This is a genomic window from Longispora urticae, assembly GCF_053902585.1.
In genome coordinates, this window is record NZ_JAQZSH010000007.1 from 145029 (window position 1) to 171732 (window position 26704).

Annotated in this window: 19 protein-coding genes, 1 rRNA gene and 1 pseudogene; 11 read left to right on the forward strand and 10 right to left on the reverse strand. The window is 72.9% G+C overall.

Annotation, left to right across the window (positions count from 1 at the left end; translation table 11 throughout):
- Nucleotides 1-45 precede the first annotated feature (45 nt).
- Nucleotides 46-633, forward strand: a complete 588-nt coding sequence (locus PT931_RS03605; protein ID WP_456244252.1) for an N-acetyltransferase family protein — start codon at nucleotides 46-48, stop codon at nucleotides 631-633.
- A 112-nt stretch (nucleotides 634-745) separates the two neighbouring features.
- On the opposite strand, the gene PT931_RS03610 is transcribed toward PT931_RS03605, so the two are convergent.
- Complete coding sequence (locus PT931_RS03610; protein WP_456244253.1) at nucleotides 746-1033, reverse strand: antibiotic biosynthesis monooxygenase family protein; 288 nt, start codon at nucleotides 1031-1033, stop codon at nucleotides 746-748.
- Nucleotides 1034-1442: 409 nt separating this feature from the next.
- Here PT931_RS03610 and PT931_RS03615 point away from each other — a divergent pair, with 409 nt between their 5' ends.
- Nucleotides 1443-2438 carry a TerC family protein gene (locus PT931_RS03615; RefSeq protein WP_456244254.1) on the forward strand — a complete coding sequence of 332 codons (996 nt, stop codon included), beginning with the start codon at nucleotides 1443-1445 and terminating at the stop codon, nucleotides 2436-2438.
- A gap of 50 nt (nucleotides 2439-2488) precedes the next feature.
- Here the strand turns inward: PT931_RS03615 and PT931_RS03620 are convergent, their stop codons facing one another.
- The gene (locus PT931_RS03620; RefSeq protein ID WP_456244255.1) at nucleotides 2489-3352 is read right to left on the reverse strand and encodes a C40 family peptidase; all 864 of its coding nucleotides are present in this window, start codon (nucleotides 3350-3352) and stop codon (nucleotides 2489-2491) included.
- Between the two features lie 71 nt (nucleotides 3353-3423).
- On the opposite strand from PT931_RS03620, the gene PT931_RS03625 reads away from it, so the two are divergent.
- Complete coding sequence (locus PT931_RS03625; protein WP_456244256.1) at nucleotides 3424-4200, forward strand: tyrosine-protein phosphatase; 777 nt, start codon at nucleotides 3424-3426, stop codon at nucleotides 4198-4200.
- A gap of 150 nt (nucleotides 4201-4350) precedes the next feature.
- Here PT931_RS03625 and PT931_RS03630 read toward each other — a convergent pair whose 3' ends face one another.
- From PT931_RS03630 to PT931_RS03645, 4 genes are all read right to left on the reverse strand, one after another.
- A complete protein-coding gene (locus PT931_RS03630) occupies nucleotides 4351-5265 on the reverse strand; it encodes a serine hydrolase (RefSeq protein WP_456244257.1) in 915 nt (304 codons plus the stop codon).
- A 49-nt stretch (nucleotides 5266-5314) separates the two neighbouring features.
- Entirely contained in the window at nucleotides 5315-6475 is a 1161-nt protein-coding gene (locus PT931_RS03635) for a mandelate racemase/muconate lactonizing enzyme family protein (protein ID WP_456244258.1), read from the reverse strand.
- A gap of 414 nt (nucleotides 6476-6889) precedes the next feature.
- Complete coding sequence (gene typA / locus PT931_RS03640) at nucleotides 6890-8752, reverse strand: translational GTPase TypA (RefSeq protein WP_456244259.1); 1863 nt, start codon at nucleotides 8750-8752, stop codon at nucleotides 6890-6892.
- 89 nt (nucleotides 8753-8841) lie between these two features.
- The gene (locus PT931_RS03645) at nucleotides 8842-10290 is read right to left on the reverse strand and encodes a hypothetical protein (protein ID WP_456244260.1); all 1449 of its coding nucleotides are present in this window, start codon (nucleotides 10288-10290) and stop codon (nucleotides 8842-8844) included.
- Nucleotides 10291-10421: 131 nt separating this feature from the next.
- Here PT931_RS03645 and PT931_RS03650 point away from each other — a divergent pair, with 131 nt between their 5' ends.
- From PT931_RS03650 to PT931_RS03670, 5 genes are all read left to right on the forward strand, one after another.
- Nucleotides 10422-11285 carry an AraC family ligand binding domain-containing protein gene (locus PT931_RS03650; RefSeq protein WP_456244261.1) on the forward strand — a complete coding sequence of 288 codons (864 nt, stop codon included), beginning with the start codon at nucleotides 10422-10424 and terminating at the stop codon, nucleotides 11283-11285.
- A gap of 10 nt (nucleotides 11286-11295) precedes the next feature.
- Nucleotides 11296-12045 (forward strand): AzlC family ABC transporter permease, encoded by a 750-nt coding sequence (locus tag PT931_RS03655; protein WP_456244262.1) that lies wholly within the window; start codon nucleotides 11296-11298, stop codon nucleotides 12043-12045.
- A complete protein-coding gene (locus PT931_RS03660) occupies nucleotides 12042-12350 on the forward strand; it encodes an AzlD domain-containing protein (protein WP_456244263.1) in 309 nt (102 codons plus the stop codon). Before PT931_RS03655 ends, PT931_RS03660 begins: the two co-directional genes overlap by 4 nt.
- A gap of 169 nt (nucleotides 12351-12519) precedes the next feature.
- Entirely contained in the window at nucleotides 12520-16395 is a 3876-nt protein-coding gene (locus PT931_RS03665) for a Pls/PosA family non-ribosomal peptide synthetase (RefSeq protein ID WP_456244264.1), read from the forward strand.
- On the forward strand, nucleotides 16392-17702 hold the full coding sequence (locus PT931_RS03670; protein WP_456244265.1) for a M1 family metallopeptidase: 1311 nt from the start codon (nucleotides 16392-16394) through the stop codon (nucleotides 17700-17702). Before PT931_RS03665 ends, PT931_RS03670 begins: the two co-directional genes overlap by 4 nt.
- 196 nt (nucleotides 17703-17898) lie before the next feature.
- Here the strand turns inward: PT931_RS03670 and PT931_RS03675 are convergent, their stop codons facing one another.
- The 4 genes from PT931_RS03675 to PT931_RS03690 all read right to left on the reverse strand — a co-directional run bounded on the left by PT931_RS03675 (nucleotide 17899) and on the right by PT931_RS03690 (nucleotide 21668).
- The gene (locus PT931_RS03675) at nucleotides 17899-19398 is read right to left on the reverse strand and encodes a CYTH and CHAD domain-containing protein (RefSeq protein ID WP_456244266.1); all 1500 of its coding nucleotides are present in this window, start codon (nucleotides 19396-19398) and stop codon (nucleotides 17899-17901) included.
- Between the two features lie 96 nt (nucleotides 19399-19494).
- Nucleotides 19495-20232 carry a hypothetical protein gene (locus tag PT931_RS03680; protein WP_456244267.1) on the reverse strand — a complete coding sequence of 246 codons (738 nt, stop codon included), beginning with the start codon at nucleotides 20230-20232 and terminating at the stop codon, nucleotides 19495-19497.
- 115 nt (nucleotides 20233-20347) lie between these two features.
- The gene (locus tag PT931_RS03685) at nucleotides 20348-20959 is read right to left on the reverse strand and encodes an MBL fold metallo-hydrolase (protein WP_456244268.1); all 612 of its coding nucleotides are present in this window, start codon (nucleotides 20957-20959) and stop codon (nucleotides 20348-20350) included.
- Nucleotide 20960: 1 nt separating this feature from the next.
- Entirely contained in the window at nucleotides 20961-21668 is a 708-nt protein-coding gene (locus PT931_RS03690; RefSeq protein ID WP_456244269.1) for a maleylpyruvate isomerase family mycothiol-dependent enzyme, read from the reverse strand.
- 58 nt (nucleotides 21669-21726) lie between these two features.
- Here PT931_RS03690 and PT931_RS03695 point away from each other — a divergent pair, with 58 nt between their 5' ends.
- The 3 genes and pseudogenes from PT931_RS03695 to PT931_RS03705 form a co-directional block, all read left to right on the forward strand.
- Entirely contained in the window at nucleotides 21727-22350 is a 624-nt protein-coding gene (locus PT931_RS03695; protein ID WP_456244270.1) for a hypothetical protein, read from the forward strand.
- 41 nt (nucleotides 22351-22391) lie between these two features.
- Nucleotides 22392-25277 (forward strand): annotated as a pseudogene (uvrA, locus tag PT931_RS03700) (excinuclease ABC subunit UvrA); the annotation flags it as partial.
- 1339 nt (nucleotides 25278-26616) lie between these two features.
- Nucleotides 26617-26704: ribosomal RNA gene (locus PT931_RS03705) — 16S ribosomal RNA — on the forward strand; the annotation flags it as partial.

Consider the following 26704-nt stretch of genomic DNA (forward strand, 5'->3'; position numbering starts at 1 on the left):
CCGGCGGTGCCGGGGAGCGCCGGAGCCGGTCGGTCACGGACGTCCGTGGTCTCCGACGAGTGGGTCGGGGTGCCCGACGAGGGGCTGCGTGCCGAGATCCACCGGGTGGTCGCCGCGGTCGTGGACGTGGGCGGGGCGGTCGGCTTCCTGGCCACCCCCGACCGGTCCGAGGTCGACGCGTGGATCGACTCGCTGCTCGGCGGGATCGCCGCGGGCCGGGCCGGCATGGTCCTCTGCCGGGTGGACGGCCGGGTCGAGGCGCTCGGCTCGTGGGCGCGGGGCGCGCCGGGTCCGCAGGGGCACACGGCCCTGTTGAGCCGGATCATGGCGCATCCGTCGGCGCGGGGCCTGGGCCTGGGGCGGCGGGTCGTGACGAGCCTGGTCGACGCGGTGGCGGACGTCGGGGTGGAGGTGGCGCTGCTGTCGGTCCGGGGCAACAACCACGGCGCGGTGGCGCTGTACGAGGACTGCGGCTTCACGGTGTACGGGGTCGTCCCCAACGGCTTGGCCGTGGGTGATGTCCGGTTCGACGAGGTGCGGATGGTGCGGCAGGTGGCGCTGCCTGAGTCGGTGACGATCCACGGGCGGGGCGTGGGTGGGCCGGGCGGGTCGGTGCGCCGGGTGGACGCCTGAGCCTGCGGGCGGGCGACGACGGCCGGCGGGAGCTCCGGGGGCACCGTGCCGGAACGGTACCCGTGGGGTTTCGGCACGCCGGGGAGGACCCGGGCGTGCCGGTCACCGGTGCCTACAGGTCGTCGAAGTGTTCCACCACGGGCGGCGCCGCGAAGTACACGCCGATCTGGTTCCGCCACTGCTCGAAGCGCTCGGAGTTCCGGAAGTTCTCCACGTGGGCCTCGACGCTGTCCCACTCCACCAGCAGCACGAACTTCGACGGCGACTCGATGCCCCGGGTCATCCGGACCTTCTGGCAGCCGGGGGTGGTGGCGAGCAGGGGGAGGGCCTTGGCGTACGCCGCGGCGAACTCGTCTTCCTGACCGGGGACGACGTCAATGAGGGCGACTTCGAGAATCATGCACCGCAGCCTTCCAGTGTCCACAGGCTCACGCAAGGTACGCAAAGAGCGATCGTGGCCACTTTCGGCCCGGCCCGCGAGACCGTGCGGTCGGGATGTTCGGGCCATGAATACGGCGATTCAGCAGATAGGCCGCATTGACGGCGGGCGGGGTCTGTGCTGGAACACCCGGCGGGGGCGAACCGGACGCCGGGGTGCGAACCCGCCGGGCTGTGGTGACAGTGCAGACAAGTTGCGCCCCGAAGTCGTTTCCGCGCAGGCCATGGGAGACAATGGGGCGTACAAGGAGGGGAGTATTCCCCCGCGGCGGTCTCGTCAGCACGGTTCCCTCGGGAACCCGGGACCGTCGGTCGCTGGTCGTAGCGGCGGAAGAGACCTCCGGTGATGCTTTGCGCCTGCCGGAGGAACAGTGAATATCCCAACCTGGGTGTGGATCGCGACCATGGTCGGGCTCGCAGCCCTGCTCCTGTTCGACCTGGCCATCGTGGGCCGTCGCCCACACGAGCCGTCGATCCGCGAGTCCACCCTCTGGGTGGTCTTCTACGTCGGGCTGGCCGTCGCCTTCGGGTTCGGCATCCTGGCGACGTCGGGGCCGAAGTTCGCGGGCGAGTTCTTCGCCGGCTGGGTGACCGAGTACAGCCTGTCGGTGGACAACCTCTTCGTGTTCGTCCTGATCATGGCGAACTTCGCGGTCCCCCGGATCTACCAGCAGAAGGTGCTGCTCGTCGGCATCGTGATAGCGCTGATCATGCGCGGCGCGTTCATCGCGGCCGGCGCGGCGCTGATCGAGAAGTTCGTCTGGGTCTTCTACTTCTTCGGCCTGTTCCTCGTCTACACCGCAGTCAAGCTGGCCAAGAGCGGCGAGACCGACGACGACGAGTTCAAGGAGAACATCCTCATCCGGATGACGCGCCGGGTGCTGCCGGTGACGAAGGAGTACCACGGGGCGGACCTGACCACCCGGATCAACGGCCGGAAGATGTTCACCCCGATGCTGGTCGTGATGATCGCGATCGGGACCACGGACCTGATCTTCGCGCTGGACTCGATCCCCGCCATCTTCGGGCTCACCAAGGAGCCCTACCTGGTGTTCACGGCCAACGTGTTCGCGCTGATGGGCCTGCGCCAGCTGTACTTCCTGATCGGCGGCCTCCTCGACCGCCTCATCTACCTGTCGATCGGCCTGTCGATCGTCCTCGGCTTCATCGGCGTCAAGCTGGTGATGGAGGCGCTCGCGGAGAACAACGTCGTGTTCATCAACGGCGGCGAGAAGATCTCCTGGGTGCCGCACATCCCGATCTGGCTGTCCCTCACGATCATCCTGGGCACGCTCGTGGTGACCACGGTGCTGAGCCTGGCGAAGTCCTCCCGGGACAAGAAGCGGGACCTGCGCGCGGCGTCATAGACACCCCGGTCAGGGCGGCCACCTCCTCGGAGGTCGCCGCCCTGTCGCGTCTACAGCCGGCCGATCCCCACCAGGGTCGCGGCCCGCTCCGCCGTCAGCTCCTCGCACACGACCCGGCCGGTGGTCCCGCACGCGTGCAGCATCCGGCCGTCGCCGACCACGAAGCCGACGTGGTGCACGGGCTGGCCGTCGCGGGCGAAGAAGTACAGGTCGCCGGCCTGCTCCGCGCCCCGCTCGACCGGGGTGGCCGCCGCGTACTGGTCCGCCGCGTCCCGGGGCACCGCGCCGCCGAGGGCCACGTACACCAGGCCGGAGCAGTCGATCCCGTACGCCGACAGGCCGCCCCACACGTACGGCACGTCCAGCAGCCGCCAGGCGACCGTCATCGCGTCGGGCGCGGGCGCGTCGGCGGCCCGCAGGTCACGCAGCCGCCCCCAGAGCGGTTCGGTGACGCCGGGCACCTGGATCGGGGCCCAGCCGCGCTGCGAGGGGCCGGCGGACGTCAGCCGGGTACCGAGGACCACGGCCGGCAGGGTGACGTCGCCGTTCGGCTCGTCGAGCAGGGCGATGCTCGTCGCGTCGACCACGTAGTCGGCGTCGTCGGCGGGGACGAACCCGGTCAGCTGGGCGCTGGGCAGCCAGCCCGGGTAGCCGCGCTCGTCCTGCTCGGTGCTCTGCCGCGGGGCGATGATCCGCGTCCACTCGCCGCGCACCTCGTCGACCAGCACGGACTCGCCGAGCCGGACCTGGGTCAGCGTGCGACCGTTGAGGTCGGCCCGGTCGGCGGTGGTCATGGCGTTCAGCCAGTGCCGGGGGTGCGCGGGTGTGCTCAACGCGGGCGAGTCGACATCCCGCGGAGCCTCCGGACCGGTCCACACCGTGCCCACCCCGACCGCCACTGTCGCCCTGTGCATGACTCTCTCCTCGCTGTGGACTTCCGACACCCGAAGGCCAAGATAACCGGTCCGTCCGGCACGATGGGGCCATGACTCTGCTGAGCGGTGCCCCTAACACCCGTGACCTCGGAGAACACGTCACGGCGCGCGGAGAGAGACTCGCCACGGGCCGGGCGTACCGGGCGGACTCGCTGGTCCGGCTCACCGACGACGATATCGCGGTCGTCGAGGGCTGGGGACTGGCGCACGTGCTCGACCTGCGCGGCGGCCCCGAGGTCGCGACCCTGGGCGCGGACCGGCTGCCGACCGGCCCCGTGCTGCGCGCCCTCCCCGTGTACGACGAGGACCTCGACATCTACGCCCTGATGACCGCCGCGATCGGCAGCGGCGACCCCGACCGGCAGGCCGAGCTCCTCGGCGGGGGCCGGGGCGAGCAGTTGATGGTCGACATGTACCGCTGGTTCGTCACGCACCCGGGCGCGCGGGCCCAGTTCGGGGCGGCGCTGGCGACCCTGGCGGACCCGGCCGGCGTCCCGGTGCTGTTCCACTGCACGGCCGGCAAGGACCGGACGGGCTGGTTGGCGGCCGTCGCGCTCACCGCCGTGGGCGTGGACCGGGCGGCCGTGTTCGCCGACTACCTGCGGACCAACACCTCGGCAGACCAGTCGCGGGCGCTGCTGGAGGGGCTGCGGGTGCGGGGGCTGGTCCGGGATGTGGAGCTGTTCGCGCCGCTGATCGAGGCGCGGGAGGCCTATCTGGCGGCGGCGTTCGAGGAGGTCGACCGGGCGTATCCGGACTTCGCGACGTTCGTGACGGCCGGGCTCGGGGTGGATCCGGCGGCGCTGCGCCAGAACCTGCTGGCATAGAACCCTTCGACGGGTACGCCGGGGGCCGCGCCCCATTCTGGCCAGCCCCCTAGGAAGCCTGGGGTGCGCGTCCCCGGTCACAGCCCCGGGCCGGGCTTGTCGGCACGCACAACCCGGCGGCCGCGGACCGGGTCCGTCCCGCACGGTGGACTATGGCGCGCCCAGTGACCGGCGGCGCGCCCACACCCCCGCCGAGATCCGGGCCAGCAGCCGGGCCGCCGGATCCCCGGTCGCCCGGCCGTTCGCCAGCGGCCCCGAGTAGCAGACGGCGAGGACGTACGGCGGGGCGTCGGGCGGGTACACGATGCCCGCGCTGTGCCGGCAGCCGTCGATCCAGCCGTTCTTGAACGCGATCCTGGTACCCGCGGGCAGGCCCGCCGCGAGGTCGACCCGGTGCTCGTTGTCGGCGAGCACGTCCAGGACCTCCGGTTCCAGGGTGGCCATCAGGGCGGCCAGGTCCCGGGCGGTCACCAGGTTGGCGATGCCGCCCTCGTTGGCCCGGTAGTCCTCGATCCCGCGCCCGGTGACGCTGTGCCGCGCGCCGGCCGTCCGCCACACGTCGGCGACGGCGTCGAACCCGACGTGCGCGAGGACCAGGTTGGTGGCGAAGTTGGAAGAGCGGACCACCATCCGGTACCCCAGCCAGCGCAGGGTCGCCTCGCCGCCCAGCCGGGCCCACACCTCGGGGTCGCTGTCGTAGCCGGGCGTGCTGGCGAACTCGACCCCGTCGAGGGCGGAGGGGAAGCCGTTGCGGACCGGGACGGGGGCGTCGAGGTCGAGGGCGCTGCGGTACAGCGCGGCGAGCACGGCCGCCTTCATCGTGCTGGCCGCGTAGTGCGGCACGTCCGCGTTCCGCTCACAGGCGGCCCGCTCCGCGCCGGGCCCGCCGTGTGGGACGCCGGAGGGGGAGCGGTCGGGCGGAGAGACGCCGAGCGGGATTCCGCCGTTCGGGGCCGTGGGTGCGCCGACCGGGGATGCGCCGTCCCGGGTGCCGGTCGTGCCGGTCGGGACCTCGGCCGACGGGGTGGTGGGCTCGCCGAGGGCGGCGACGAAGACCGAGAGCACTAGAACGCTCCTTTCACGGGTACGCCGGGCGGGGTCGCGGGGTGCCGGGTCATCCGCGCCCGTCCAGGGTGACGCCGAGGCCGGGGGTGTCGGGGAGCACGACCGTGGCGCCGTCGTAGCGCGGGCCGTCGCGCAGCGGGGGAGCCGTCAGCCACCAGGCGGCGTCGAGGTCGGCGACGGCCGTCGTGCCGTACGCCGCGGCGAGGCTCGCCGCCGCCCCGACCCCCAGTTGGCCCTCCATCATGGAGCCCACGATGGTGCCCATGCCCTGGGCGCGGGCCAGTTCGAGGAGGGTGCGGGCGGGGCCGAGGCCGCCGCACTTGGCGAGCTTGACGTTGACGAGGTCGGCCGCGCGCCGGCGGATGACCTCGACCAGGTCCCGGACGGAGAAGACGCTCTCGTCGGCCATGATCGGGGTGTCGACCCGGTCGGTGACCCAGGCCAGGCCGTCGAGGTCGGCGGCCGCGACGGGCTGCTCGACGAACTCGACGTCCAGGCCGGCGTCCTCGATCCGGCGGATCACCCGGACGGCCTCCCTGGGCGTCCAGCCCTGGTTGGCGTCGAGCCGGATCGTCACCCCGGGGCCGCCAGCGCCTGCGGTCGTGGACGCGGCCCCGGACTCGGATCCGGAGCGTGAGTCTGGCCCGGCGGCAGCGCCGGGGCCCGGGCCGACCGCCTCCCGGACCGCCGCGACCCGGGCCAGGTCCCCGGCGGCGTCCGTGCCGACCTTCATCTTGAGCACCGTGAACCCTTCGCCGACCCGGGCCCGCGCCGCGGCGGCGAGCTGGTCGGGGGTGCCGGCGGCGAGCGTGACGTCGGTGGCCACCCGGAGCGCGGACCCGCCCAGCAGCCGGACCAGCGGGACCCCGAGCCGGCGGGCCGCGAGGTCGTGCAGCGCGACGTCGACGGCGGCCTTGGCGGACTCGTTGCCCACGACGGCGCCCGCGATCCGGCGGGTGAGCGCGACCAGGTCGTCCGGGTCGGCCCCGAGGAGCAGCGGGGTGAGGGTCTCGACGCAGGCGGCCGCCCCGGGCAGGGACGCCCCGGTGACCCGCCACACCTCGGGCGCCTCGCCCAGCCCGGACCTGCCGTCGGCGTCGACGAGCTCCACGACGAGGGACTCGATGGTGGTGGCGGTGCGCAGGGCGGTCACGAACGGGGTGTGCAGCGGCATGCTGAGCCGGTGGGTACGGACCTCGGTGATCGTCACCCCGACGACACTACGTCGCCGTGGCCAGCCTGGGAGGGGCCGGAAACGGGTTGTGGGGGCGCCCGGGGTGGGCGGGGTGGCCGGGACGGCGTGGGGCGCGCCAGCCCGGAGGGGGTGCCGGGCCCTGGGGTGGGCCGGGAGGGCCGGGTGCGGGGCGGGCAGGGTGGCTCCGCGCCAGCCCGGAGGGGGTGCCGGGCCCCGGGGGCGGGCCCGGTGGGCCGGGTGCAGGGTGGGCCGGGTCGCCGGGTGGGCCGGGAGACGCCGGGGAGGGCGTGCGGACGGTCGGGGCGGGCGCGGGTGGGAGTGGCAGGCCCGGGAGGGGCCAGGGGACGCGGTCACCCGTACCCGGATGATGGTCTGTGAACGGGAAAGGCCCCCACACCTGCGGTGCGGGGGCCTTTCCGACGCGGGTGCCTAGGCGTGCTTGCGGCGGGCGGTGGCGCGGGCCCGGTCCGTGGCGCTGAGGCTGACCTTGCGGATCCGCACGGCGGTCGGGGTGACCTCCACGCACTCGTCCTCGCGGCAGAACTCGAGCGACTGCTCCAGGGACAGCTTCCGCGGCGGGACCAGCTTCTCGGTCTCGTCGCTGGTGGACTGCCGCATGTTGGTGAGCTTCTTCTCCTTGGTGATGTTGACGTCCATGTCGTCGGAGCGGGAGTTCTCGCCGACGATCATGCCCTCGTACACCTCGGTGGTGGGCTCCACGAACATCGAGCCGCGCTCCTGCAGGTTGGTCATCGCGAAGGCGGTGACCACGCCGGCCCGGTCGGCGACCAGGGAGCCGTTGTTGCGGGTGCGCAACTCGCCGAACCAGTTGTCGTACTTCTCGAACACGTGGTGCATGATGCCCGTGCCCCGGGTGTCGGTGAGGAACTCGGTCCGGAAGCCGATCAGGCCGCGGGACGGGACGAGCCACTCCATCCGGACCCAGCCGGTGCCGTGGTTGGTCATGTGCTCCATGCGGCCCTTGCGGGTGGCGAGGAGCTGGGTGATCGCGCCGAGGTACTCCTCGGGGGCGTCGATCGTGACCCGCTCGACCGGCTCGCACAGCTTGCCGTCGATCTGCTTGGTGACCACCTGCGGCTTGCCGACGGTCAGCTCGTAGGACTCGCGGCGCATCTGCTCGACGAGGATGGCCAGCGCCAGCTCACCACGGCCCTGCACCTCCCACGCGTCGGGGCGCTCGGTGGGCAGGACCCGGAGCGAGACGTTGCCGATCAGCTCCTTGTCGAGCCGGTCCTTGACCATGCGCGCGGTGACCTTGGAGCCCTTGACCCGGCCGACGAGCGGCGAGGTGTTGGTGCCGATGGTCATGGAGATGGCCGGCTCGTCGACCGTGATCAGCGGGAGCGCGACCGGGTTCTCGGAGTCGGCGAGGGTCTCGCCGATCATGATGTCCGCGATGCCGGCGATGGCGATGATGTCGCCCGGGCCGGCCTTCTCGGCGGGCTTGCGCTCGAGGCCCTCGGTCATCAGCAGCTCGGTGATCTTGACGTTCTGCATGGTGCCGTCGGTCTTGCACCACGCGACCTGCTGACCCTTGCGGATCTCGCCCTCGCGGACCCGGCACAGCGCGAGCCGGCCGAGGAACGGGGAGGCGTCGAGGTTGGTGACGTGCGCCTGGAGCGGCGCGCCCTCGGTGTAGGTCGGGGCCGGGATCGTGGTGAGCAGCGTCCGGAACAGCGGCTCGAGGTTCTCGCTGTCCTCCGGGACGGTGCCGTCGGCCGGCTGGGTCAGCGAGGCGATGCCGTCGCGGGCGCACGCGTAGACGATCGGGAAGTCGATCTGCTCCTCGGTGGCGTCGAGGTCGAGGAACAGCTCGTAGGTGTCGTCCACGACCTCCTTGATCCGCGAGTCGGGCCGGTCGACCTTGTTGATCACGAGGACGATCGGCATCTTCGCGGCCAGGGCCTTGCGGAGCACGAACCGGGTCTGCGGCAGCGGGCCCTCGGAGGCGTCCACGAGGAGGACGACGCCGTCGACCATGGTCAGGCCGCGCTCGACCTCACCGCCGAAGTCGGCGTGGCCGGGGGTGTCGATGATGTTCAGGGTGAATTCCTGGCCGTCCGGCGCGTGGTAGTGCACCGCCGTGTTCTTGGCCAGGATCGTGATGCCCTTCTCACGCTCCAGATCGCCGGAGTCCATGGCCCGGTCGACGAGTTCGGCGCGGGCGCTGAACGCTCCGGCCTGACGGAGCATGGCGTCGACGAGGGTGGTCTTCCCGTGGTCGACGTGGGCGATGATCGCAAAGTTGCGGAGATCGGAGCGGAGCGACATCCCTATATCGTCCCTGGTCCCCTCCACGGGCCGGGCCCCGGGTGCCGATTGTCACTTTCATAAAGCCCCAAAAAACCATCATCTGGTACCTAGTGGGACCGGTCTGCCCCCTCGGACAGCCGGCGGACCGCCTCCTGGAGCCGGTCGTCGGCCTGCCGGTCCCTCGGGACGACCCGGGTGTCACGTTCGGCCAGGTCACGCAGTCGCGGGGCCACCGCGGTCAGGTCCAGGGACTCCAGTGCGGCGATCGCCCGGGGCCAGGTCCGGCTACCGGTCGCGACGATGTCGACGAGGCGTTCGGCCAGTTCCTCCGGGGATACGTCGAGTTCCAGGGGGCTGGGCTCGACCGGAGCGGCGGGGTGGTACTCCCAGCGGTGCAGGAGGGCGTCGATCGCGTTCCGCTCGATGGTCTGCGGGCCGGTGAGCGTCCCGTTTCGTCCCGGCGCGGCCCCGGCGAGCGTCTCGTGCCGTCCCCGCGCGGCGCCGATGAGTTCGGGACTGGCCGGGACGCCGGCGTCGGTCAGCCATCTGCTCAGCTCGCGGGGTGCCCAGCCGTCCCGCCACGCCCTGAGCACCGTCTCCGACGCGCGCGGGTCGCCGGCGTGTACCAGGGCGAACAGGACGATCGGGCGGCTGCGGGGCGTGTTGTTGAGGGTGGCGTACAGCGCGTCCAGGTATGCCGGGGCCGTCCGGACGCTGCCGGCGACCGCCGCCGTGGCCAGGGCCCGGACGTCCTCGTCAGGGTCGGTGAGCAGCCCGGCGAGGTGTCGGACGTGCCGGTCCAGCGCGGACCGTGACCTGCTGACCTCGGATCCGATCGCGCGGACGACGGCGAGGCGGGTGTCGGCGCCCCCGGCCAGGAGCCGGGGCACGGCGGACGGCACGGCGGGCAGGACGTGCCGCAGCCCGGAGTCGGGCCACGCGGAGTCGGCCAGCGGGTCGCCGTCCGGCAGCCACGCCGCGACGAGCGCGTCCTCGGTCGCCGGCCCGCCCACCAGGGGGGATCCGAGGTCGATGAGCGCGCACACGGCCGCGGCCCGGTCCTGGAGGGTCCTGTCGGGTCCGAGCCGGGCGGGCAGCTCCCGCTCGGCTGTGGCGGGGTGGGTGCGGGACGCCGCCCGGAGCAGGTCAGCGCGGGTCGTGGGGTCCGGTTCCGCTCCGACCCGGGCCCAGAGGGTCGCGGCCAGGTACTCGTCGGGGCCGAGGTGGCCGAGGACGACCGCCGCGCCGCGCCGGATCCGTTCGTGCCCGGCGTCCAGAAGGCCGAGAAGGGCTTCTTTCCGGGTACCCAGGGCGGCGCGGGCGGCGGCGTTCTCCGGCACGGCGTCCTCGAGGCTCCCGAGCGGGTACCAGGCGCGGTCGTCCACGTCGTGGGGGTCCGCGTTGAGCCGGGCCGTGAGGCCGTCGAGCAGGCCCAGGACCAGGAAGCCGACCGCCGGATCGTCGGGGTGCTCGACCAGGAAGGTGTCGAGCTCGTTGAGTCCGTCCAGGTCGAGCAGCGCATTCCGGAGGAGTTCGGCGGTGTCGATCATGGGCATCGGGCGAGTCTAGGGCCGGACGGCCCGGCGGGTGGTTCCCCTGGGTCCCGCGAACACCGGGGGAACGGCCAGGGCCAGGGCCTCCCGATTGGCTCTCGGTGGCGGCGGGACCCCGACCTAGAGTGGGCGGTATGGGCAGCGGGGACGTCGAGCGGGCGAGGTACTGGCGCCGCTCCGCCCTGCCCGGCACCGAACTGCTCACCGCCCGGTTCGTCCGGCACGTGTTCGCCCGGCACGCCCACGAGGAGTACGCGATCGGGGCCATCGTCGACGGCGTCGAGGAGTGGGACGTGGACGGCGGCCGGGTCCGGGCCGGCGCGGGCGCGCTGGTGTTCGTCAACCCGGAGGTCCCGCACACCGGCCAGGCGGGCGTCCCCGAGGGCTGGTCGTACCGGATCATCTACCCCGACGTGGCCACCGTCCGGGCGGTGTCCGCCGAACTGGGCCGGCCCGGGACCCCCTGGTTCCGCGAGTCCACGGTCACCGACCCGGCCGCGTACCGGCTGCTGCTCGCCGCCGTCCGCGCCGCCGACCGGGGGGACGACCTCGCCGCGTCCAGCGCCCAGCACGCGGTCCTCGTGGCCCTGCTCGGCCTCAACGCCGGCGCGGCCCCCGCCGAGCGGCCCGCCGCCGCCCCGCGCGCCGTCGCCCTGGCCTGCGAACTGCTGCACGACCGGCTGACCGCCCCGCCGACCCTCGCGGAGCTCGCCGAGCACGTCGGGCTCGGGCCGCACGCGTTGCAGCGGGCGTTCCGGGCGGCCACCGGGCTGCCGCCGCACGCGTACGTGGTCGGGGAGCGGATCCGCCGCGCCCGGTCGCTGCTCGCGGCGGGGGAGCGGCCGGCGGGGGTCGCCGCGGCCGTCGGGTTCGCCGACCAGGCCCACCTGACCCGGCACTTCCGGCGGTACCTGGGCGTGCCCCCGGGGGTGTACCGCAGGGACGTGGGCGGGACCGGGCGCAAGAACGTTCAAGATCGCGGGGGCCCGGGCGCCTAGCGTCAGGGGTATGCCCGTGACCACCACCCCCTCCGTCACCCGGCGGGCCGCCGTCCGGGCCGGGCTCAGCCTCGGCCTGGCCGTGGGCGTGTCCGGCCTCGCCTTCGGGGCCACCGCCGTCACCTCCGGCCTCAGCGTCGCCCAGGCCTGCGCCCTGAGCCTCGTCGCGTTCACGGGGGCGTCCCAGTTCGCCCTGGTCGGCGTCGTGGCCACCGGGGGCAGCCTCCTCGTCGGCGCGGTCGGCGCGCTCCTGCTCGGCGGCCGCAACACCCTCTACGGGCTACGGCTCGCCGACGTGCTCCGGGTGACCGGCGCGCGCCGGTTCGTCGCCGCCCACGGCGTGATCGACGAGACCACGGCCGTCGCGGTCGGCCAGCCGGACCGGGGTGCCGCCCGGGCCGGGTTCTGGACGTCGTTCGTCACCCTGTACGTCCTGTGGAACCTCTCCACCCTCGTCGGCGCGCTCGGTGTCGAACGGATCGGCGACCCGGCCGCCCTGGGCCTCGACGTCGTCGCGCCGGCGGCGTTCCTCGCGATCCTGTGGCCGCGCCTGGCGGCGGACCCGGTGGCGCGCTGGGTGGCCGTCGGCGGGGCCGGGCTGGCGCTGGCCGGTACGCCGTGGCTGCCGGCGGGGACCCCGGTGCTGGTCGCGGCGGTGGCGGCCCTGGTGGTGTCGTTGCGCGGCGTCGGGACGCCGGACGCGGCCGGGTCGCGGGGCGCGGGCTCCTCGGGCGACGGTTCCCCGGGAGGTACCCGATGACGTTGTGGTTCGCGATCGCCGCCGTGGGCGTCGGCTGCTACGCCCTGAAACTCGCCGGCCTCGCCGCCCCCCGCGACCTCCTCGACCAGCCGAGGGTCGCCCGGTTCGCCGAGCTCGTGCCGGTGGCCCTGCTGGCCGCGCTGATCGCCGTGCAGGTCCTCACGAGCGGCCGGGAGGTGACGGCGGATCCGGCGCGGCTGTCCGGGCTCGGGGTGGCGGTGCTGGCGCTCGTGCTGCGCGCGCCGTTCCTGGTGGTGCTGGTCGCGGCGGCGGCCACGACGGGGCTGGTCCGCGCCTTCCTGTGACGTGCCTCCCCGACCGCGTTGGGTGCCCGTTCACCCGTTCGCCACACCCGCGTCACCAGGGCCTGCGACGCTGCTGTGGCTCTGCACACCGAACACCGGCCCTGTTCACCGTGCTGTCGTAGGGTTGTAGGTCGGGCACGGAACAGGGCCCGGAGAGTGAGGCACCCCGGTGACCACCGCAGTCGCAGCCCGCGCGGTCTTCCCGACCGCCGAGGCGCCGACGGGACGCACCCTGGTCGACGTCCTGCACGACACCGTCAGCCGGCACCCGAACGCCCCCGCCCTCGACGCCGACGGCACGCCCCTGAGCTATCGGCGGCTCGCCGAGGAGGTCGAGGCGCTGCGCGGCCGGCTGCACGCGGCGGGCGTCGGCGCGGGCCACCGGGTCGGGGTCCGGATCTCCTCGGGCACCGCCGAGCTGTACGTCGCGATCCTCGGCGTCCTGGCGGCCGGCGCGGCGTACGTGCCGGTGGACGCCGACGACCCCGACGAGCGGGCGGAGCTGGTGTTCGGCGAGGCGGGCGTGCGCGCGGTCCTCGGCGACGGCGGCGAACTGACCATCGTGGACCCAATCGCCCCGGAACCCGCCGAGGATGCCGGCCCGGCCACGGATCAGAGCGGGCCGCTGACCGCCCCCGCCACCGGCGAGGCCACCCTCGACGGCGACGCCTGGATCATCTTCACCTCCGGCTCCACCGGCAAGCCCAAGGGCGTCGCCGTCACGCACCGCTCCGCCGCCGCGTTCGTCGACGCCGAGGCCCGGATCTTCCTCCAGGAGGAGCCCCTCGCCCCCGGCGACCGGGTGCTCGCCGGCCTGTCCGTGGCCTTCGACGCCTCCTGCGAGGAGATGTGGCTCGCGTGGCGGCACGGCGCCTGCCTGGTCCCGGCGCCCCGGGCGCTGGTCCGCAGCGGCGTGGACCTGGGCCCCTGGCTGGTCGAACGCGGCATCACCGTCGTGTCCACCGTGCCGACCCTGGCGTCGCTGTGGCCCACGGACGCGCTGGAGGAGGTCCGGCTGCTCATCTTCGGCGGCGAGGCCTGCCCGCCGGAGCTGGCCGAGCGGCTCGCGGTCGAGGGCCGGGAGGTGTGGAACACGTACGGGCCGACCGAGGCGACCGTGGTGGCCACCGCCGCGAAGCTGACGGGCGAGGGCCCGGTCCGGATCGGGCTGGCCCTGGACGGCTGGGAGCTGGCCGTGGTCGGCCCGGACGGCCAGCCGGTCACGATGGGCGAGACGGGCGAGCTGGTGATCGGCGGGGTGGGCCTGGCGCGCTACCTCGACGAGGCGAAGGACGCGGAGAAGTTCGCGCCGCTGGAGTCGCTGGGCTGGGCCCGGGCGTACCGCAGCGGGGACATCGTCCGCGCCGACCCCGAGGGCCTGCTGTTCATGGGCCGGGGCGACGAGCAGGTCAAGCTGGGCGGCCGCCGGATCGAACTGGGCGAGGTCGACGCGGCCCTGTCCGCGCTGCCCGACGTGGTGGGCGCGGCGGCGGCGGTGCAGCGCACGAAGGCCGGCAACCAGGTGCTCGTCGGTTACGTGGTGGCCCCGGACTCGTTCGACGCGGACAAGGCCGTCAAGCGGCTCCGCAAGCACCTGCCGGCCGCGCTGGTGCCGCTGCTGGCCCGGGTGGCGACCCTGCCGACCCGGACCTCCGGGAAGGTCGACCGGGCCGCCCTGCCCTGGCCGCTGTCCACGATGGACCTGGCCCGCACGATGCTCTCGGGCACGGAGCTGTGGCTGGCCGAGGCGTGGGCGGAGATCCTCGGCGTGCAGGTCGGCGCCTCGAAGGCGGACTTCTTCAGCAACGGCGGCGGCAGCCTGTCGGCGGCCCAGCTGGTGGCGCACCTGCGCACCCGGTTCCCGCAGGTCGCGATCGTCGACATCTACCAGAACCCGACCCTGGGCGGCCTGGCCGCGTTCCTCGACGCGTTGTCGGGCGAGACGAGCGTCCGCCGGGAGATCGCGCCGACCCCGCGCCGGACGGGCGTCGTCCAGTCCCTGCTGTTGCTGCCGCTGCTCACCCTGGTGGGCCTGCGCTGGTCGGTGGTGGCCCTGGCGCTGGCGAACCTGCTGGACACGCCGTGGGCTCCGACCACCTCGTGGTGGTGGCTGCTGGCCGGCTGGGTGCTGCTGTTCAGCCCGCCGGGCCGGATCGCGCTGGCGGCCGGCGGCGCGCGCCTGCTGCTGCGCGGCGTGAAGGCGGGCCGGTACCCGCGCGGCGGTTCGGTGCACCTGCGGCTGTGGACGGCCGAGAAGCTCGCCGAGTTCAGCGGCGTCACGGGCGTGTCGGGCGCCTCCTGGATGACCTGGTACGCCAAGGCGCTCGGCGCGAGGATCGGCAAGGACGTCGACCTGCACTCCGCCCCGCCGGTGACCGGGATGCTCAAGCTCGGCCGGGGCTGTGCCGTGGAGCCCGAGGTGGACCTGTCGGGGCACTGGGTGGACGGGGACCGCGTACACATCGGAAAGGTCCGGATCGGGGCCGGGGCCAGGATCGGCGGCCGCAGCACGCTCCTGCCCGGGGTGCGGATCGGCAAGGGTGCCGAGATCGCCGCCGGCTCGACCGTGCTGGGCGTGGTCCCGGCGGGGCTGCGCTGGGCGGGTTCGCCGGCCGCCGAGGACACCCCGGACCCGCGTCGCTGGCCGGAGGAGCGCCCGCCGCGCAGCCGGTTCTGGTCCCTCGTCTACGGCACGACCTCCCTCCTCCTGGGCCTGCTGCCCCTGCTCGCCGCCGCCCCGGCCGTGGCCTGGATCGGCTACGCCACCTCCGACGCGGCGACCCTGCCCGACGCGCTGCGCACCGCCCTGCTGCTCGTGCCGGCCGCCACGATCGGCTACTTCGGGACCTACGCCCTCCTCGTCCTCCTCGGCGTCCGCCTGCTCTCGATCGGCCTGCGCGAGGGCTACCACCGGGTGCACGGCCGGGTCGCCTGGCAGGCGTGGTTCACCGAGCGCCTGATGGGCATGGCCCGCACGGGCCTGTTCCCGCTGTACGCGAGCCTGTTCACCCCCGTCTGGCTCCGGCTGCTCGGCGCGAGGATCGGCCGCAACGTGGAGGCGTCCACGGTCCTGGCGCTGCCCTCGATGACCACGGTCGCCGACGGGGCGTTCCTGGCCGACGACACGATGGTCGCCAGCTACGAGCTGGGCCACGGCTGGCTGCACATCGCGCCCGCGAGCGTCGGCAAGCAGGCGTTCCTCGGCAACTCGGGCATGACCGCCCCGGGCCGCAGCGTGCCGAACCGGGGCCTGGTCGGCGTCCTGTCCTCCACGCCCCGCAAGGCGAAGAAGGGCAGCTCCTGGCTGGGCATGCCCCCGATGGCGATCAGCCGGGCGGTGGAGTCGGCGGACACGAGCCGCACGTTCAGGCCGCCGCTGCGGCTCAAGGTCGCCCGGGCCCTGGTGGAGCTCGCCCGGATCGTGCCCGTGATGTGCTCGGCGGCGCTGGCCGTCGGGGTGCTGGGCGCGGTGTTCTGGCTCGGCCCGGTCCGGGGCCCGCTGCTGTCGGGCGTCGTGCTGCTGGTCGCCGGGGTGCTGGCGAGCCTGACCGCCACGGTGATGAAGTGGCTGCTGGTGGGTAGGTTCCGGGTCGTGGAGCACCCGCTGTGGAGTTCGTTCGTGTGGCGCAACGAGCTGGCCGACACGTTCGTCGAGGTGCTGGCCGTCACCTGGCTCGTGGGCCGGATCGGCGGCACCCCGTGGCTGACCCTGTGGCTGCGCACGATGGGCGCGCGGATCGGCCGGGGCGTGTGGCTGGAGACGTACTGGCTGCCGGAGTCCGACCTGGTCCGCCTCGGTGCCGGCGCGACCGTCAACCGGGGCTGCGTCGTGCAGACCCACCTGTTCCACGACCGGATCATGAGCATGTCCGGGGTCGACTTCGCGGAGGGCTCGACCCTCGGCCCGCACGGCATCGTCCTGCCGGGCGCGAGCATCGGGGCCCGCACCACGGTCGGCCCCGGTTCGCTGGTGACCCGGGGCGACGCGGTACCGGCCGACTCGCGCTGGCTGGGCAACCCGATCGCCGTGTGGAACCGCGGGTGAGCCCGGGCCCCGGGGCGGACACGTCCGGCGACTCCTACCTCCCCGCGCACGGCAACGGCGGCTACTCCGTCACCCACTACGACCTGGACCTCGACTACCGGGTCGGCCCCAACCGGCTCGCCGCGCACGCCCGGATCACCGCGACCGCCCGCCAGGCCCTGTCCCGGCTGAGCCTCGACCTCGCGGGCCTGCGGGTCACCCGGGTCCTGGTCGACGGCAAGCCTGCCCGGTTCGCGCACCGGGGCCACAAGCTGCACGTCACACCCGCCCGGCCCGTGGCCAACGGTGCCGCGTTCACCGTCGAGGTCCGCTACGCCGGCAACCCGCACCCGGTCAGCGGTCCGTGGGGCGACATCGGCTGGGACGAGCTGACCGAGGGTTCGCTCGTCGCCAGCCAGCCGATCGGCGCGCCGTCCTGGTTCCCGTGCAACGACCACCCCGCCGACAAGGCCGCCTACCGGGTCACGGTCGCCACCGACTCGCCGTACACGGTGCTGGTCACCGGGAACCTCACGGAACGCCGGCGGGGCGGCAGCACCACCACCTGGGTGTACGACCGCCCCGAGCCCACCCCGACCTACCTGATGGGCGTGCAGATCGGCCGGTACGAGGAGCGGGAGATCGCCACGGGGCTGGTGGCGCAGAAGGCCGCGTACCCGCCGAGGTTGCGCGCGGCGTTCCTGCACGACTTCGCCCGGCACGGCGAGATCATGGAGCAGCTGCAACTGCTGTTCGGGCCGTACCCGTTCGAGGAGTACCAGATCGTGGTCACCGACGACGATCTCGACGACCCGATCGAGGCCCAGGGCATGTCGGTGTTCGGCGCGAACCTCGTCGACGGCCTGCGCACCCACGAGCGGCTGATCGTGCACGAGCTGGCCCACCAGTGGTTCGGCAACAGCCTGACGGTCGCCGACTGGCGGCACATCTGGCTGAACGAGGGCTTCGCGACGTACAGCGAGTGGCTGTGGTCGGAGCGGTCCGGCGGCCAGGCGGCGACCCTGCACGCCCGGCAGTGGCACGCCCGGCTGGCCGCGTCCCCCCAGGATCTGGTCCTCGCCGACCCGGGGATGCGCCGGATGTTCGACGAGCGGGTCTACAAGCGGGGCGCGCTGACCCTGCACGCGCTGCGGCACCGGCTCGGCGACCAGCGGTTCTTCGCGATGATGCTGGCCTGGACGGCGGACCACCGGCACGGCACGGTCACGACGGCCCAGTTCACGGCCCTGGCGACCAGTTACGCCCAGCAACCCCTGGACGACCTCTTCGACGCCTGGCTGTTCTCGGCCCCCCTCCCAGACCTCTAGTACATCAGAGGGTTACGAGTGGGGCGGTCCCCGCCGCGCATCAGCCCGACCGAGCCCAGGCCGCCCCTGCCCCCACCGGCCCCGGCCCCCACCCAGCCCGGTCCGAGCCTCCGACCCGCTCCCCGCACGGCCCCGCCCAGCCCGGCGAAAGCCTCCCACCCGCTGTCACACGGCCCCGCCCAGCCCGGCGAAAGCCTCACCCGAGCCACCCCGTCACCTTCCCCCGCCGTACACCGGCCCACACCCCGCCAAACCTCCCCCGGGCCGCCACCACGGCCCCCCGCTCCCTCTCCACCAACCGCCCCACGACCACCCCGTACCGCCCGGGATCCACCGCCCCCAGCTCCAGCCACACCTCGGCGGCCATCGCGGCGTCCTGATGCTCCCCGAGCTCCCCCTGCACGGCGGCCAACGCCGAAGCCAACCTCCGGGCCGGCCTCCCCACGACCCCGACCACGGCCTCGACCGCGTACCGGGCCCGCTTCGCCCGGACCCGCGCCGCGTGCCACCCGTCGTCGGGCCCGTCGTCCCGCAGCCCCCGCACGTCCCTGAGCAGCCTCTTCCAGGTGCGGGCGACGAACGGCGGCAGCGCGTCGCGGGCCCGTTCCCGCCCGGCCCGCCCGATGCCGGGGTTGGCGGCGACGGTGACGAGCAGGTCGAGGAGTTCGAGGTACCGCTCGGACGTCAGCGCCGTGTCGAGTTCCCGCAGCGCGTCGCGGTGCCGCCCGGCCAGTGCCGCGTCGAGTTCGGCGACGAGTTCGGGGTCGAGGGGCGCGAGCGGGTCCCTGGCGGCGGTCGCGGCGAGCCGGGCCCGGAGCACCTCGGCGTCGCGGACCCCGCCGAGCACGCCGGCGAGCCAGGCCAGTTCGGCGCGCAGCGGGTCGGCCCAGCGCGGGTCGAGCAGCGGGGCGAATGTCCGCAGCCGGCTGCGGAGCCGGCGGCAGCCGACCCGCATCTGGTGCACGGCGGTGTCGCCCTGCCCGACCTCGGCGCGGAGCCGGACGAGCGGGTCGTGCGCGACGATGAGGCCGATGTCGCGGCGGATGCCACCGGCGACCACGTCGGCGGCGGTGGCCTTCTTCCGGGACACGGGCCGGGGTGAGGCGGCGAGGTCGGCGGGGGCGGTGGCGGGGGAGCCGAGCGCCCGGACGTGCTTGGCGGTGAACTCGCCCTCGACGGCCCCGGCGGTCGTCAGGGTCGCGGCCACCCGGTCGAGGACGTCGCGCCCGCCGTGCTTGCGTTCGACCTCGATCTCGCGGAACCGGGTGACGACCCGCCGCCCGACGAGGACGCTGACGTGGTCGTCGACGAGTTCGGCGAGCACCGCGCCGGCCTCGTCGCGCACCTCGTACGGCTGCCGGACGGTGCGGAGCACGATGACGGGCGCGAGCGGCTCGGACCGGCGGAAGGTGGTCACGAGGTTCGCCAGTTCCGCCGGGACCCGCCCGGACGGCCCGGGGAGGCTGACCTCGTGCCGGATCCCGGGCAGGTCGGTGGGCAGTTTGACCGTCCACGGTTCGGCGTCGCCGGTGCGGAACCGCAGCGACGCGCCGGCGCGGGCGAGCCGCAGGTCGGCGGTGTCGAAGTACGTCGCGCGCAGCCGCACGGGGGCCAGCGCGAACACGGCCGGGTCGTCGAGGAGCTCCGCCGGCAGGGTGAACGCCTCGTCGACCTCGAACTTGCGTTCCTCCTCCATGGACCAACCGTAGGACGCGCCGGGGGCACTGCCAACCGGTTGACCAGGCAGGACAAAGAAGGAGCAATCCCTCATCCGGTACCAGACGAAGGGTTTTTATCCCGTGTAGAGCTCGCGGAGCGCGGACAGGTCCAGCAGCCCCGACAGCGGGAGCACGTCCTCGGGCCGCACCTCGAGCTCTTCCAGCAGCAGGTCCAGCGCCCGGTCGCACACGTCGGCGTCGACCTCCAGCCGGACCGGCGGGGTGCCGGGCGCGGACCGGGTCACCCGGAAGGCGTGCCAGTCGATCAGCCGCATCCCGGGGAACAGGTCGGGCAGGTGCCGGACGACGAGGTTCTCGACGGGCAGGTACCGCCCGGACCCGACGGTCAGGAACCGGGGCGTGGTGGTCGGCATCCGCACGGAGGCGAACAGGTGCGGCCCGCCGTCGGGGTTGGCCAGGAGCACGGCCAGGTGCAGGGCCAGCCCCCGGACGTGCGGGAACGGCCGGGCCCGGTCGACGGCCATCGGGGTGAGCACGGGCAGCACCCGGTCCCGGAAGAACCCGCTGAGCCGGGCGGCCGTCGCCGTCGACAGGTCGGTCCAGTCGACGAGCGTGACCCCCGCGGCGGTGAGCGTCGGCACGGCGTCGGCGGTCAGCGCGCGCAGCCAGTCGGCGGCCAGGTCGGGACGCCGGCCCGCGTCACCGGACATGTACAGCTCGTCCAGGGCGCTCGCGCAGTTCGCCATGAACCGGATCCGTTCCAGGGGCGGCGCGGCCCGGTCCGCGGCGTGCGCGAACAGCGTGTCGAGGGCGCCCGGGGGCGTGGGCGCGGAGACGTCGACGATGGACACCGGACCTCCCTCGGCACGTTTGTGTTGTGTGCACCTGAGGGTAGTGGAAATCGGTCCTATGTCCCGCAAAAGTTGACGAGCGTCACTGTGTGGGCGACGCCCGTCACTCCGGCCGTCACCAGCCGCGGGCCTCCCACTCGGGCACGGCGGGCCGCTCGCGGCCGAGGGTGGTGTCCGCGCCGTGCCCCGGGTAGACCGTGGTGTCGTCGGGGAACCGGTCGAACAGCTTGGTCCGCACGTCGTGGATCAGCGAGGCGAACCGTTCCGCGTCGCCCTGGGTGTTTCCCACGCCACCCGGGAACAAACTATCCCCAGTCCACAGATGTCCGACACCCGACGGGTCCCGGTAGTGCAGCGCGATCGACCCCGGGGTGTGCCCGACCAGGTGGATCACGTCCAGGTCCACCTCGCCGACCCGCACCGTCGGCCCGACCGGGTCCGCCGCGACCGGCAGCCCCTCGATGTCGTCGGCGTGCGCCACCGACGCCGCCCCGGTCGCGTCCAGCACCTCGGCGAGCCCCTGCCAGTGGTCGGGGTGCCGGTGCGTGGTGACGACCGTCGCCAGCCCGTCGGGGCCGACCAGCTCCAGCAGGCGGTCCGGCTCGGCCGCCGCGTCGATCAACAGCTGTTCGCCGGTACGCCGGCAGCGCAGCAGGTACGCGTTGTTGTCCATCGGGCCGACCGACAGCTTCTTGATGATCAGGTCGGTGGTCTCGTGCGTGTCCATCTCAGCCCCAGCTCGGCAGGGTCGGCAACGTCCCGACCAGCGACTTGTGTGCCCCTCGTCCGATCAACCACGCCGCGAGCGCGTGCCCGGGCCCGCTGACCGTCGGCGCGCCCTCCCCGTCCCCGACCACGTACTGCGCCCCCAGGTCGGTGGCCGTCAGCACCATCCGGGGCGCGTCCTTGCGCCCGGTGTAGTCGTGCGTCACCTCACGCAGCAACCGCCGGACGAACGACTCGGGCCAGGACTCCGAACCGTAGTCCACGTCCAGGTCCGCGTGGTGGATCTCGACCTCCTTGAGCCGCAGCCACGGCACGGTCAGCGCCGGGATCCGCTTCTCGTTGAGGGTCCAGACCACCGCGTTCCAGGCATCGGCCGGCACCGCGGCGGCCCGCTCGGCGAACGCCCGGGAGGCGCTGGTCACATCCTCGGCGTGTTCGGCGGCCGTCCCGCCGGCCCCGGCCTCCACGGCGGCGTTCCGGTCCTCGAAGCTGGTGTACATCGGGGTCGGCACCCCCGTCTCCGCCCACGTCAGCAGGTTGACCAGTCCGTCGGCGTTGCGGGCCAGGTGGGTGAGCACATGGCCCCGGGTCCAACCGGGTAGGAGAGAGGGCGAGGCGACCTCTTTGTCGGTCAGCCCCCCGACGGTACGGGCGAGCCGCGCCGTCGCGCGCTCGAGTTCGGCCAGGAGGGCCAGTGGGTCGGTGGTCATGTGATGCAGGATAATCGGCTGGAACGCGGGGGCCGTTGAACCTAGCGTGGATCCCCTGATGAGCATTGATCTTGACTCCCTGGGCTGGGGCGAGGACCTGGCCGCGGCGTTCGCCCCGTACCGTCGTCGGGGCCTGCGCCCCGGACGCGTGCTCAGAGTCGACCAGGGAATCTGCGTGATCTACACCGCCGCGGGCATCGTCCGGGGCAGCCTCGGCGGCGCCATGCTCTCCAAGGGGGCCCGCTCGCCGCTCACCATGCCCTGCGTGGGGGACTGGGTGGTCCTGCGGTCCTGGACCGACGGCCCGAAGACCATCGAGGCGGTCCTCCCGCGCCGGACCACCTGGGTGTGGCCCGGCGAGGCCCGCGCCCTGGCCGCCAACCTCGACGCCGTCCTCCTCGACGACCCGGCCGGCTGGCGCCCGGAGGACCTGCCGACCGTGGCGGCCCCGCCCGTGCCGTTCCCGGTCGGGTTCACCCTGGGTCTGCTCGGCGTCGGCCGGTCCGTCGTCACGAGCCTGGAGACGGTCACCGACGAGGGGCTGATCGTGCTCCCGGACGGCGGCGTCGTCCTGGAGATAAGTCGAGTCCCCGACACCCCCAAACTGCCCCGCCAGCTGGGCAGGAACAAAATGTCAGAGGGCACGGATACAGTGGCTGACTGGCGCCCGTCTGGGCGCTGACCGGGTACGTCACCGCCGAAAAACTTCGTGAGGGTCGCATCGTGTTGGACCGATTGATCATCCGTGGCGCGCGAGAGCACAACCTGCGCGACGTCAGCCTCGACCTCCCGCGCGACGCGCTGATCGTCTTCACCGGTCTGTCCGGTTCGGGCAAATCGAGCCTGGCGTTCGACACCATCTTCGCCGAGGGCCAGCGCCGCTACGTCGAGTCGCTGTCGGCCTACGCGCGCCAGTTCCTCGGCCAGATGGACAAACCGGACGTCGACTTCATCGAGGGCCTGTCCCCGGCCGTCTCGATCGACCAGAAGTCCACCTCCCGCAACCCGCGCTCCACGGTCGGCACCATCACCGAGGTGTCCGACTACCTCCGCCTGCTCTACGCGCGGATCGGCGAGCCGCACTGCCCGCTCTGCGGCGAGGCGATCAGCCGGCAGACCCCGCAGCAGATCGTCGACCGGCTGCTCGCCATGCCGGAGGGCACCCGGTTCCAGGTCCTCGCCCCGGTGATCCGCGGCCGCAAGGGGGAGTACGTGGACCTCTTCCACGAACTCCAGTCCAAGGGCTACGCGCGCGCCCGCGTCGACGGGGTCGTGCACTCCCTGACCGAGCCGCCGACCCTGAAGAAGCAGGAGAAGCACACCATCGAGGTGGTCGTCGACCGGCTCGCGGTGAAGAAGTCCGCCAAGCAGCGGATCACCGACTCGGTCGAGACCGCCCTCGGCCTGGCCGCCGGCATCCTGCTCGTCGACTTCGTGGACCTCCCGGAGGACGACCCGGCCCGCGAGCGCCGGTTCTCCGAGCACTTCGCCTGCCCCAACGACCACCCGCTGTCGATCGAGTCCCTCGAGCCGCGCACCTTCTCCTTCAACGCCCCCTACGGCGCCTGCCCCACCTGCACCGGCCTGGGCGTCCGCAAGGAGGTCGACCCCGAGCTGATCGTCCCCGACCCGGAGCGCAGCCTCGCCGACGGCGCGATCCAGCCCTGGTCCGGCGGCCAGACCTCGGAGTACTACCAGCGCCTCCTCACCGCCCTCGCCGAGCAGCTCTCCTTCGACATGGACAAGCCGTGGCGCGCGCTACCGGCCCGCGCCCAGAAGGCCATCCTGTACGGCGCGGACACCCAGCTGCACGTCAAGTGGCGCAACCGGTACGGACGCGAGCGCTCCTACTACGCCAACTTCGAGGGCGTCCTGCCCTGGCTGGAGCGCCGGCACGAGGAGACCGAGTCGGAGTGGAGCCGCGACAAGTTCGCCGGCTACATGCGCGACGTCCCCTGCCCGGACTGCGGCGGCACCCGGCTCAAGCCCGAGGTCCTCGCCGTCCTGATCGACGGCAAGAACATCGCCGAGCTGTGCGCCCTGTCGATCGGCGAGTGCGTCGAGCTGCTGGCGAAGCTGGAGCTGTCCGACCGGCAGAAGATGATCGCCGAACGGGTGCTCAAGGAGATCACCGCCCGGCTGACCTTCCTCCTCGACGTCGGCCTCGACTACCTGTCCCTCGACCGGGCCGCGGCGACCCTGTCCGGCGGCGAGGCGCAGCGGATCCGGCTCGCGACCCAGATCGGCTCGGGCCTCGTCGGCGTCCTCTACGTCCTGGACGAGCCCTCGATCGGCCTGCACCAGCGCGACAACCACCGCCTGATCGAGACCCTGGTCCGGCTGCGCAACCTGGGCAACACCCTGATCGTGGTCGAGCACGACGAGGACACCATCCGCACGGCCGACTGGATCGTCGACATCGGCCCCGGCGCCGGCGAGCACGGCGGGCACATCGTGCACTCCGGCACGGTCGACGACCTGCTCGCCAACGAGAGGTCCCTCACCGGCTCCTACCTCTCCGGCCGCACGGCCATCCCGGTCCCCGCGATCCGCCGCCCCCGCACCAAGGGCCGCGAACTCGTGGTCAAGGGCGCCCGCGAGCACAACCTGCACGGCCTCGACGTGGCGTTCCCGCTGGGCCAGTTCATCTCCGTCACCGGGGTGTCCGGTTCGGGCAAGTCGACCCTGGTCAACGACATCCTCTACACGGTGCTGGCCAACCAGATCAACGGCGCGCGCCTGGTCCCGGGCCGGCACACCCGGATCACGGGCCTGGAACACGTGGACAAGGTGGTCGGCGTCGACCAGTCCGCGATCGGCCGGACCCCGCGGTCCAACCCGGCGACCTACACCGGGGTGTTCGACAACATCCGCAAGCTGTTCGCGGAGACGGTCGAGGCGAAGGTCCGCGGTTACACCCCGGGGCGGTTCTCCTTCAACGTGAAGGGCGGCCGGTGCGAGGCGTGCGCGGGCGACGGCACGATCAAGATCGAAATGAACTTCCTCCCGGATGTGTACGTGCCCTGTGAGGTCTGCAAGGGCGACCGCTACAACCGCGAGACCCTCGAGGTGCACTACAAGGGGAAGACCATCTCCGACGTGCTGAACATGTCGATCGAGGAGGGCGCGGCCTTCTTCGAGCCGATCACCTCGATCCACCGGCACCTGAAGACGCTGGTCGACGTGGGCCTGGGCTACGTCCGGCTGGGCCAGAGCGCCCCGACCCTGTCCGGCGGTGAGGCCCAGCGGGTGAAGCTGGCCGCCGAGCTCCAGAAGCGCTCCACCGGCCGCACGGTGTACGTCCTGGACGAGCCCACCACCGGCCTGCACTTCGAGGACGTCCGCAAACTCCTCATGGTGCTGCACAGCCTCGTGGACAAGGGCAACACGGTGATCGTGATCGAGCACAACCTCGACGTCATCAAGACCTCGGACTGGCTGATCGACATGGGCCCCGAGGGCGGACGCCGCGGCGGCCTGGTCGTGGCCGAGGGCACCCCCGAGCAGGTGATCGAGGTGGAGGGCAGCCACACGGGGGCGTACCTGCGCCCGCTCCTGGAGGGGCAGTCCCCGATCGCGGCCGCCGGAGCGCCGAAGAAGGTGACGGCCCCCAAGGCGGTGGCCGCCTCCCCGGCCGCGGCAGCGCCCAAGGCGGCTGCTCCCAAGGCCGCGGCTCCGAAGACGGCTGCTCCGAAGCCCGCGGCCTCGAAGGTGGCTGCGGAGCCGAAGTCCGAGGCCGCCCCGAAGAAGGTGGCCGCCCGCAAGACGGCGGCGAAGGCCGCCAAGAAGTAGCCCCACGTGTCCCGGGCCCCGTCACCTCTCCGGTGGCGGGGCCCGCGCCGTTTCTCTGAGGCCGGCAGCCTCCGGTCGGAACTCACGGAGCTGGTTGGGACGAAGCCGGCCATCGAGCGTGCGAAGCGCGTCGCCGGTGCCGGACTGGCGCCGGGCTGCGGCATGTGCGGTCCGCCGACACACGGTCCACGTCTCGGTGGGCGGGCTTCGGTGGGGCCTGGGTGAATCATCCGGGAGCAGGCCGCAGCGGCGGGTGGTCGAGAAGGACTCCGAGGTGGGCGGGGGCGGCGCCCTCCGGATCACCAGTCTCGCCCACGGCCGGAGGCGAGATCGGCTACGTGTCGCACGGCCCGTATGCGCACGGCTCCGGGGGAGCAGTTCCGACGTGGTTCAGCGGGGCGAGCGGGCCGCGGCGCCGGTCCTGGACGACGGCGCCCTGTCGGTTCCGCGAGTCGCCCGTGATCCGGACGTGATCGGGACCGCATCTGACCTGGGACGATGTCCGTTCGAGTGCCCGGAAGTCCCCCGACGTCCCCCCTGGCCGACAGCGGGTGACCGCTGCCACGCCGCCTCGATTTGACCCGGCGGTGAACCGTCGCGTAACTTTCTCTCTGCCCGGAGGGAACGGGGCGGACCGGAAGAAACAACCGGAAAGCGACGAACCCGAGGGGTGACCTGATCCAGCTGGCCTAGCTGGGGGGATCGGGTGCCGGGTGGTGCAGCGAGCCGGACCGCGAGGGCCGACTTTGCAAAGCGAGACCGACCGGGTAGAGTTGCTAGAGGCGCCAGCGAGCCGGGCGAGCGGATCACTCCACGGAGTTGATCGCGAGTGGCCGGGCCGGTAGCCAAAAAGCAGAACCAAGCAGATCGACAGGGATTAATACCCCGGTTTGAGACGCGAGAATGGGCCTGCTAGAGTAACTCAAGCAAGACAAGCGGTAAACAAAACCCCCAGGGTGACTTAAAAGTCGCTGAGTGGTGTGTGTTTGTTCTTTGAGAACTCAACAGGGTGTCGGAAAGTTAGTGCCAATTATGATTTACCCCGTCGGCACTGGGACTTTGGTTCTGGTGTCAGATGTGGATTCCTTTGGTAATGGACAACAGCGGCAAAGATCTTTTTTGCCAGCTATGTTCCTTGCCAGGGTTTGAACAAACCTTATTGGAGAGTTTGATCCTGGCTCAGGACGAACGCTGGCGGCGTGCTTAACACATGCAAGTCGAGCGGAAAGGCCCTTCGGGGTACT

What these genes read in the sequence shown, in the direction of transcription:
- PT931_RS03610 (WP_456244253.1), bottom strand. Translation starts at nt 1,033, where the DNA reads ATGATTCTCGAAGTCGCCCTCATTGACGTCGTCCCCGGTCAGGAAGAC.
- PT931_RS03620 (WP_456244255.1), bottom strand. Translation starts at nt 3,352, where the DNA reads ATGCACAGGGCGACAGTGGCGGTCGGGGTGGGCACGGTGTGGACCGGT.
- PT931_RS03625 (WP_456244256.1), top strand. Translation starts at nt 3,424, where the DNA reads ATGACTCTGCTGAGCGGTGCCCCTAACACCCGTGACCTCGGAGAACAC.
- typA (WP_456244259.1), bottom strand. Translation starts at nt 8,752, where the DNA reads ATGTCGCTCCGCTCCGATCTCCGCAACTTTGCGATCATCGCCCACGTC.
- PT931_RS03645 (WP_456244260.1), bottom strand. Translation starts at nt 10,290, where the DNA reads ATGCCCATGATCGACACCGCCGAACTCCTCCGGAATGCGCTGCTCGAC.
- PT931_RS03650 (WP_456244261.1), top strand. Translation starts at nt 10,422, where the DNA reads ATGGGCAGCGGGGACGTCGAGCGGGCGAGGTACTGGCGCCGCTCCGCC.
- PT931_RS03655 (WP_456244262.1), top strand. Translation starts at nt 11,296, where the DNA reads ATGCCCGTGACCACCACCCCCTCCGTCACCCGGCGGGCCGCCGTCCGG.
- PT931_RS03660 (WP_456244263.1), top strand. Translation starts at nt 12,042, where the DNA reads ATGACGTTGTGGTTCGCGATCGCCGCCGTGGGCGTCGGCTGCTACGCC.
- PT931_RS03675 (WP_456244266.1), bottom strand. Translation starts at nt 19,398, where the DNA reads ATGGAGGAGGAACGCAAGTTCGAGGTCGACGAGGCGTTCACCCTGCCG.
- PT931_RS03685 (WP_456244268.1), bottom strand. Translation starts at nt 20,959, where the DNA reads ATGGACACGCACGAGACCACCGACCTGATCATCAAGAAGCTGTCGGTC.
- PT931_RS03690 (WP_456244269.1), bottom strand. Translation starts at nt 21,668, where the DNA reads ATGACCACCGACCCACTGGCCCTCCTGGCCGAACTCGAGCGCGCGACG.
- PT931_RS03695 (WP_456244270.1), top strand. Translation starts at nt 21,727, where the DNA reads ATGAGCATTGATCTTGACTCCCTGGGCTGGGGCGAGGACCTGGCCGCG.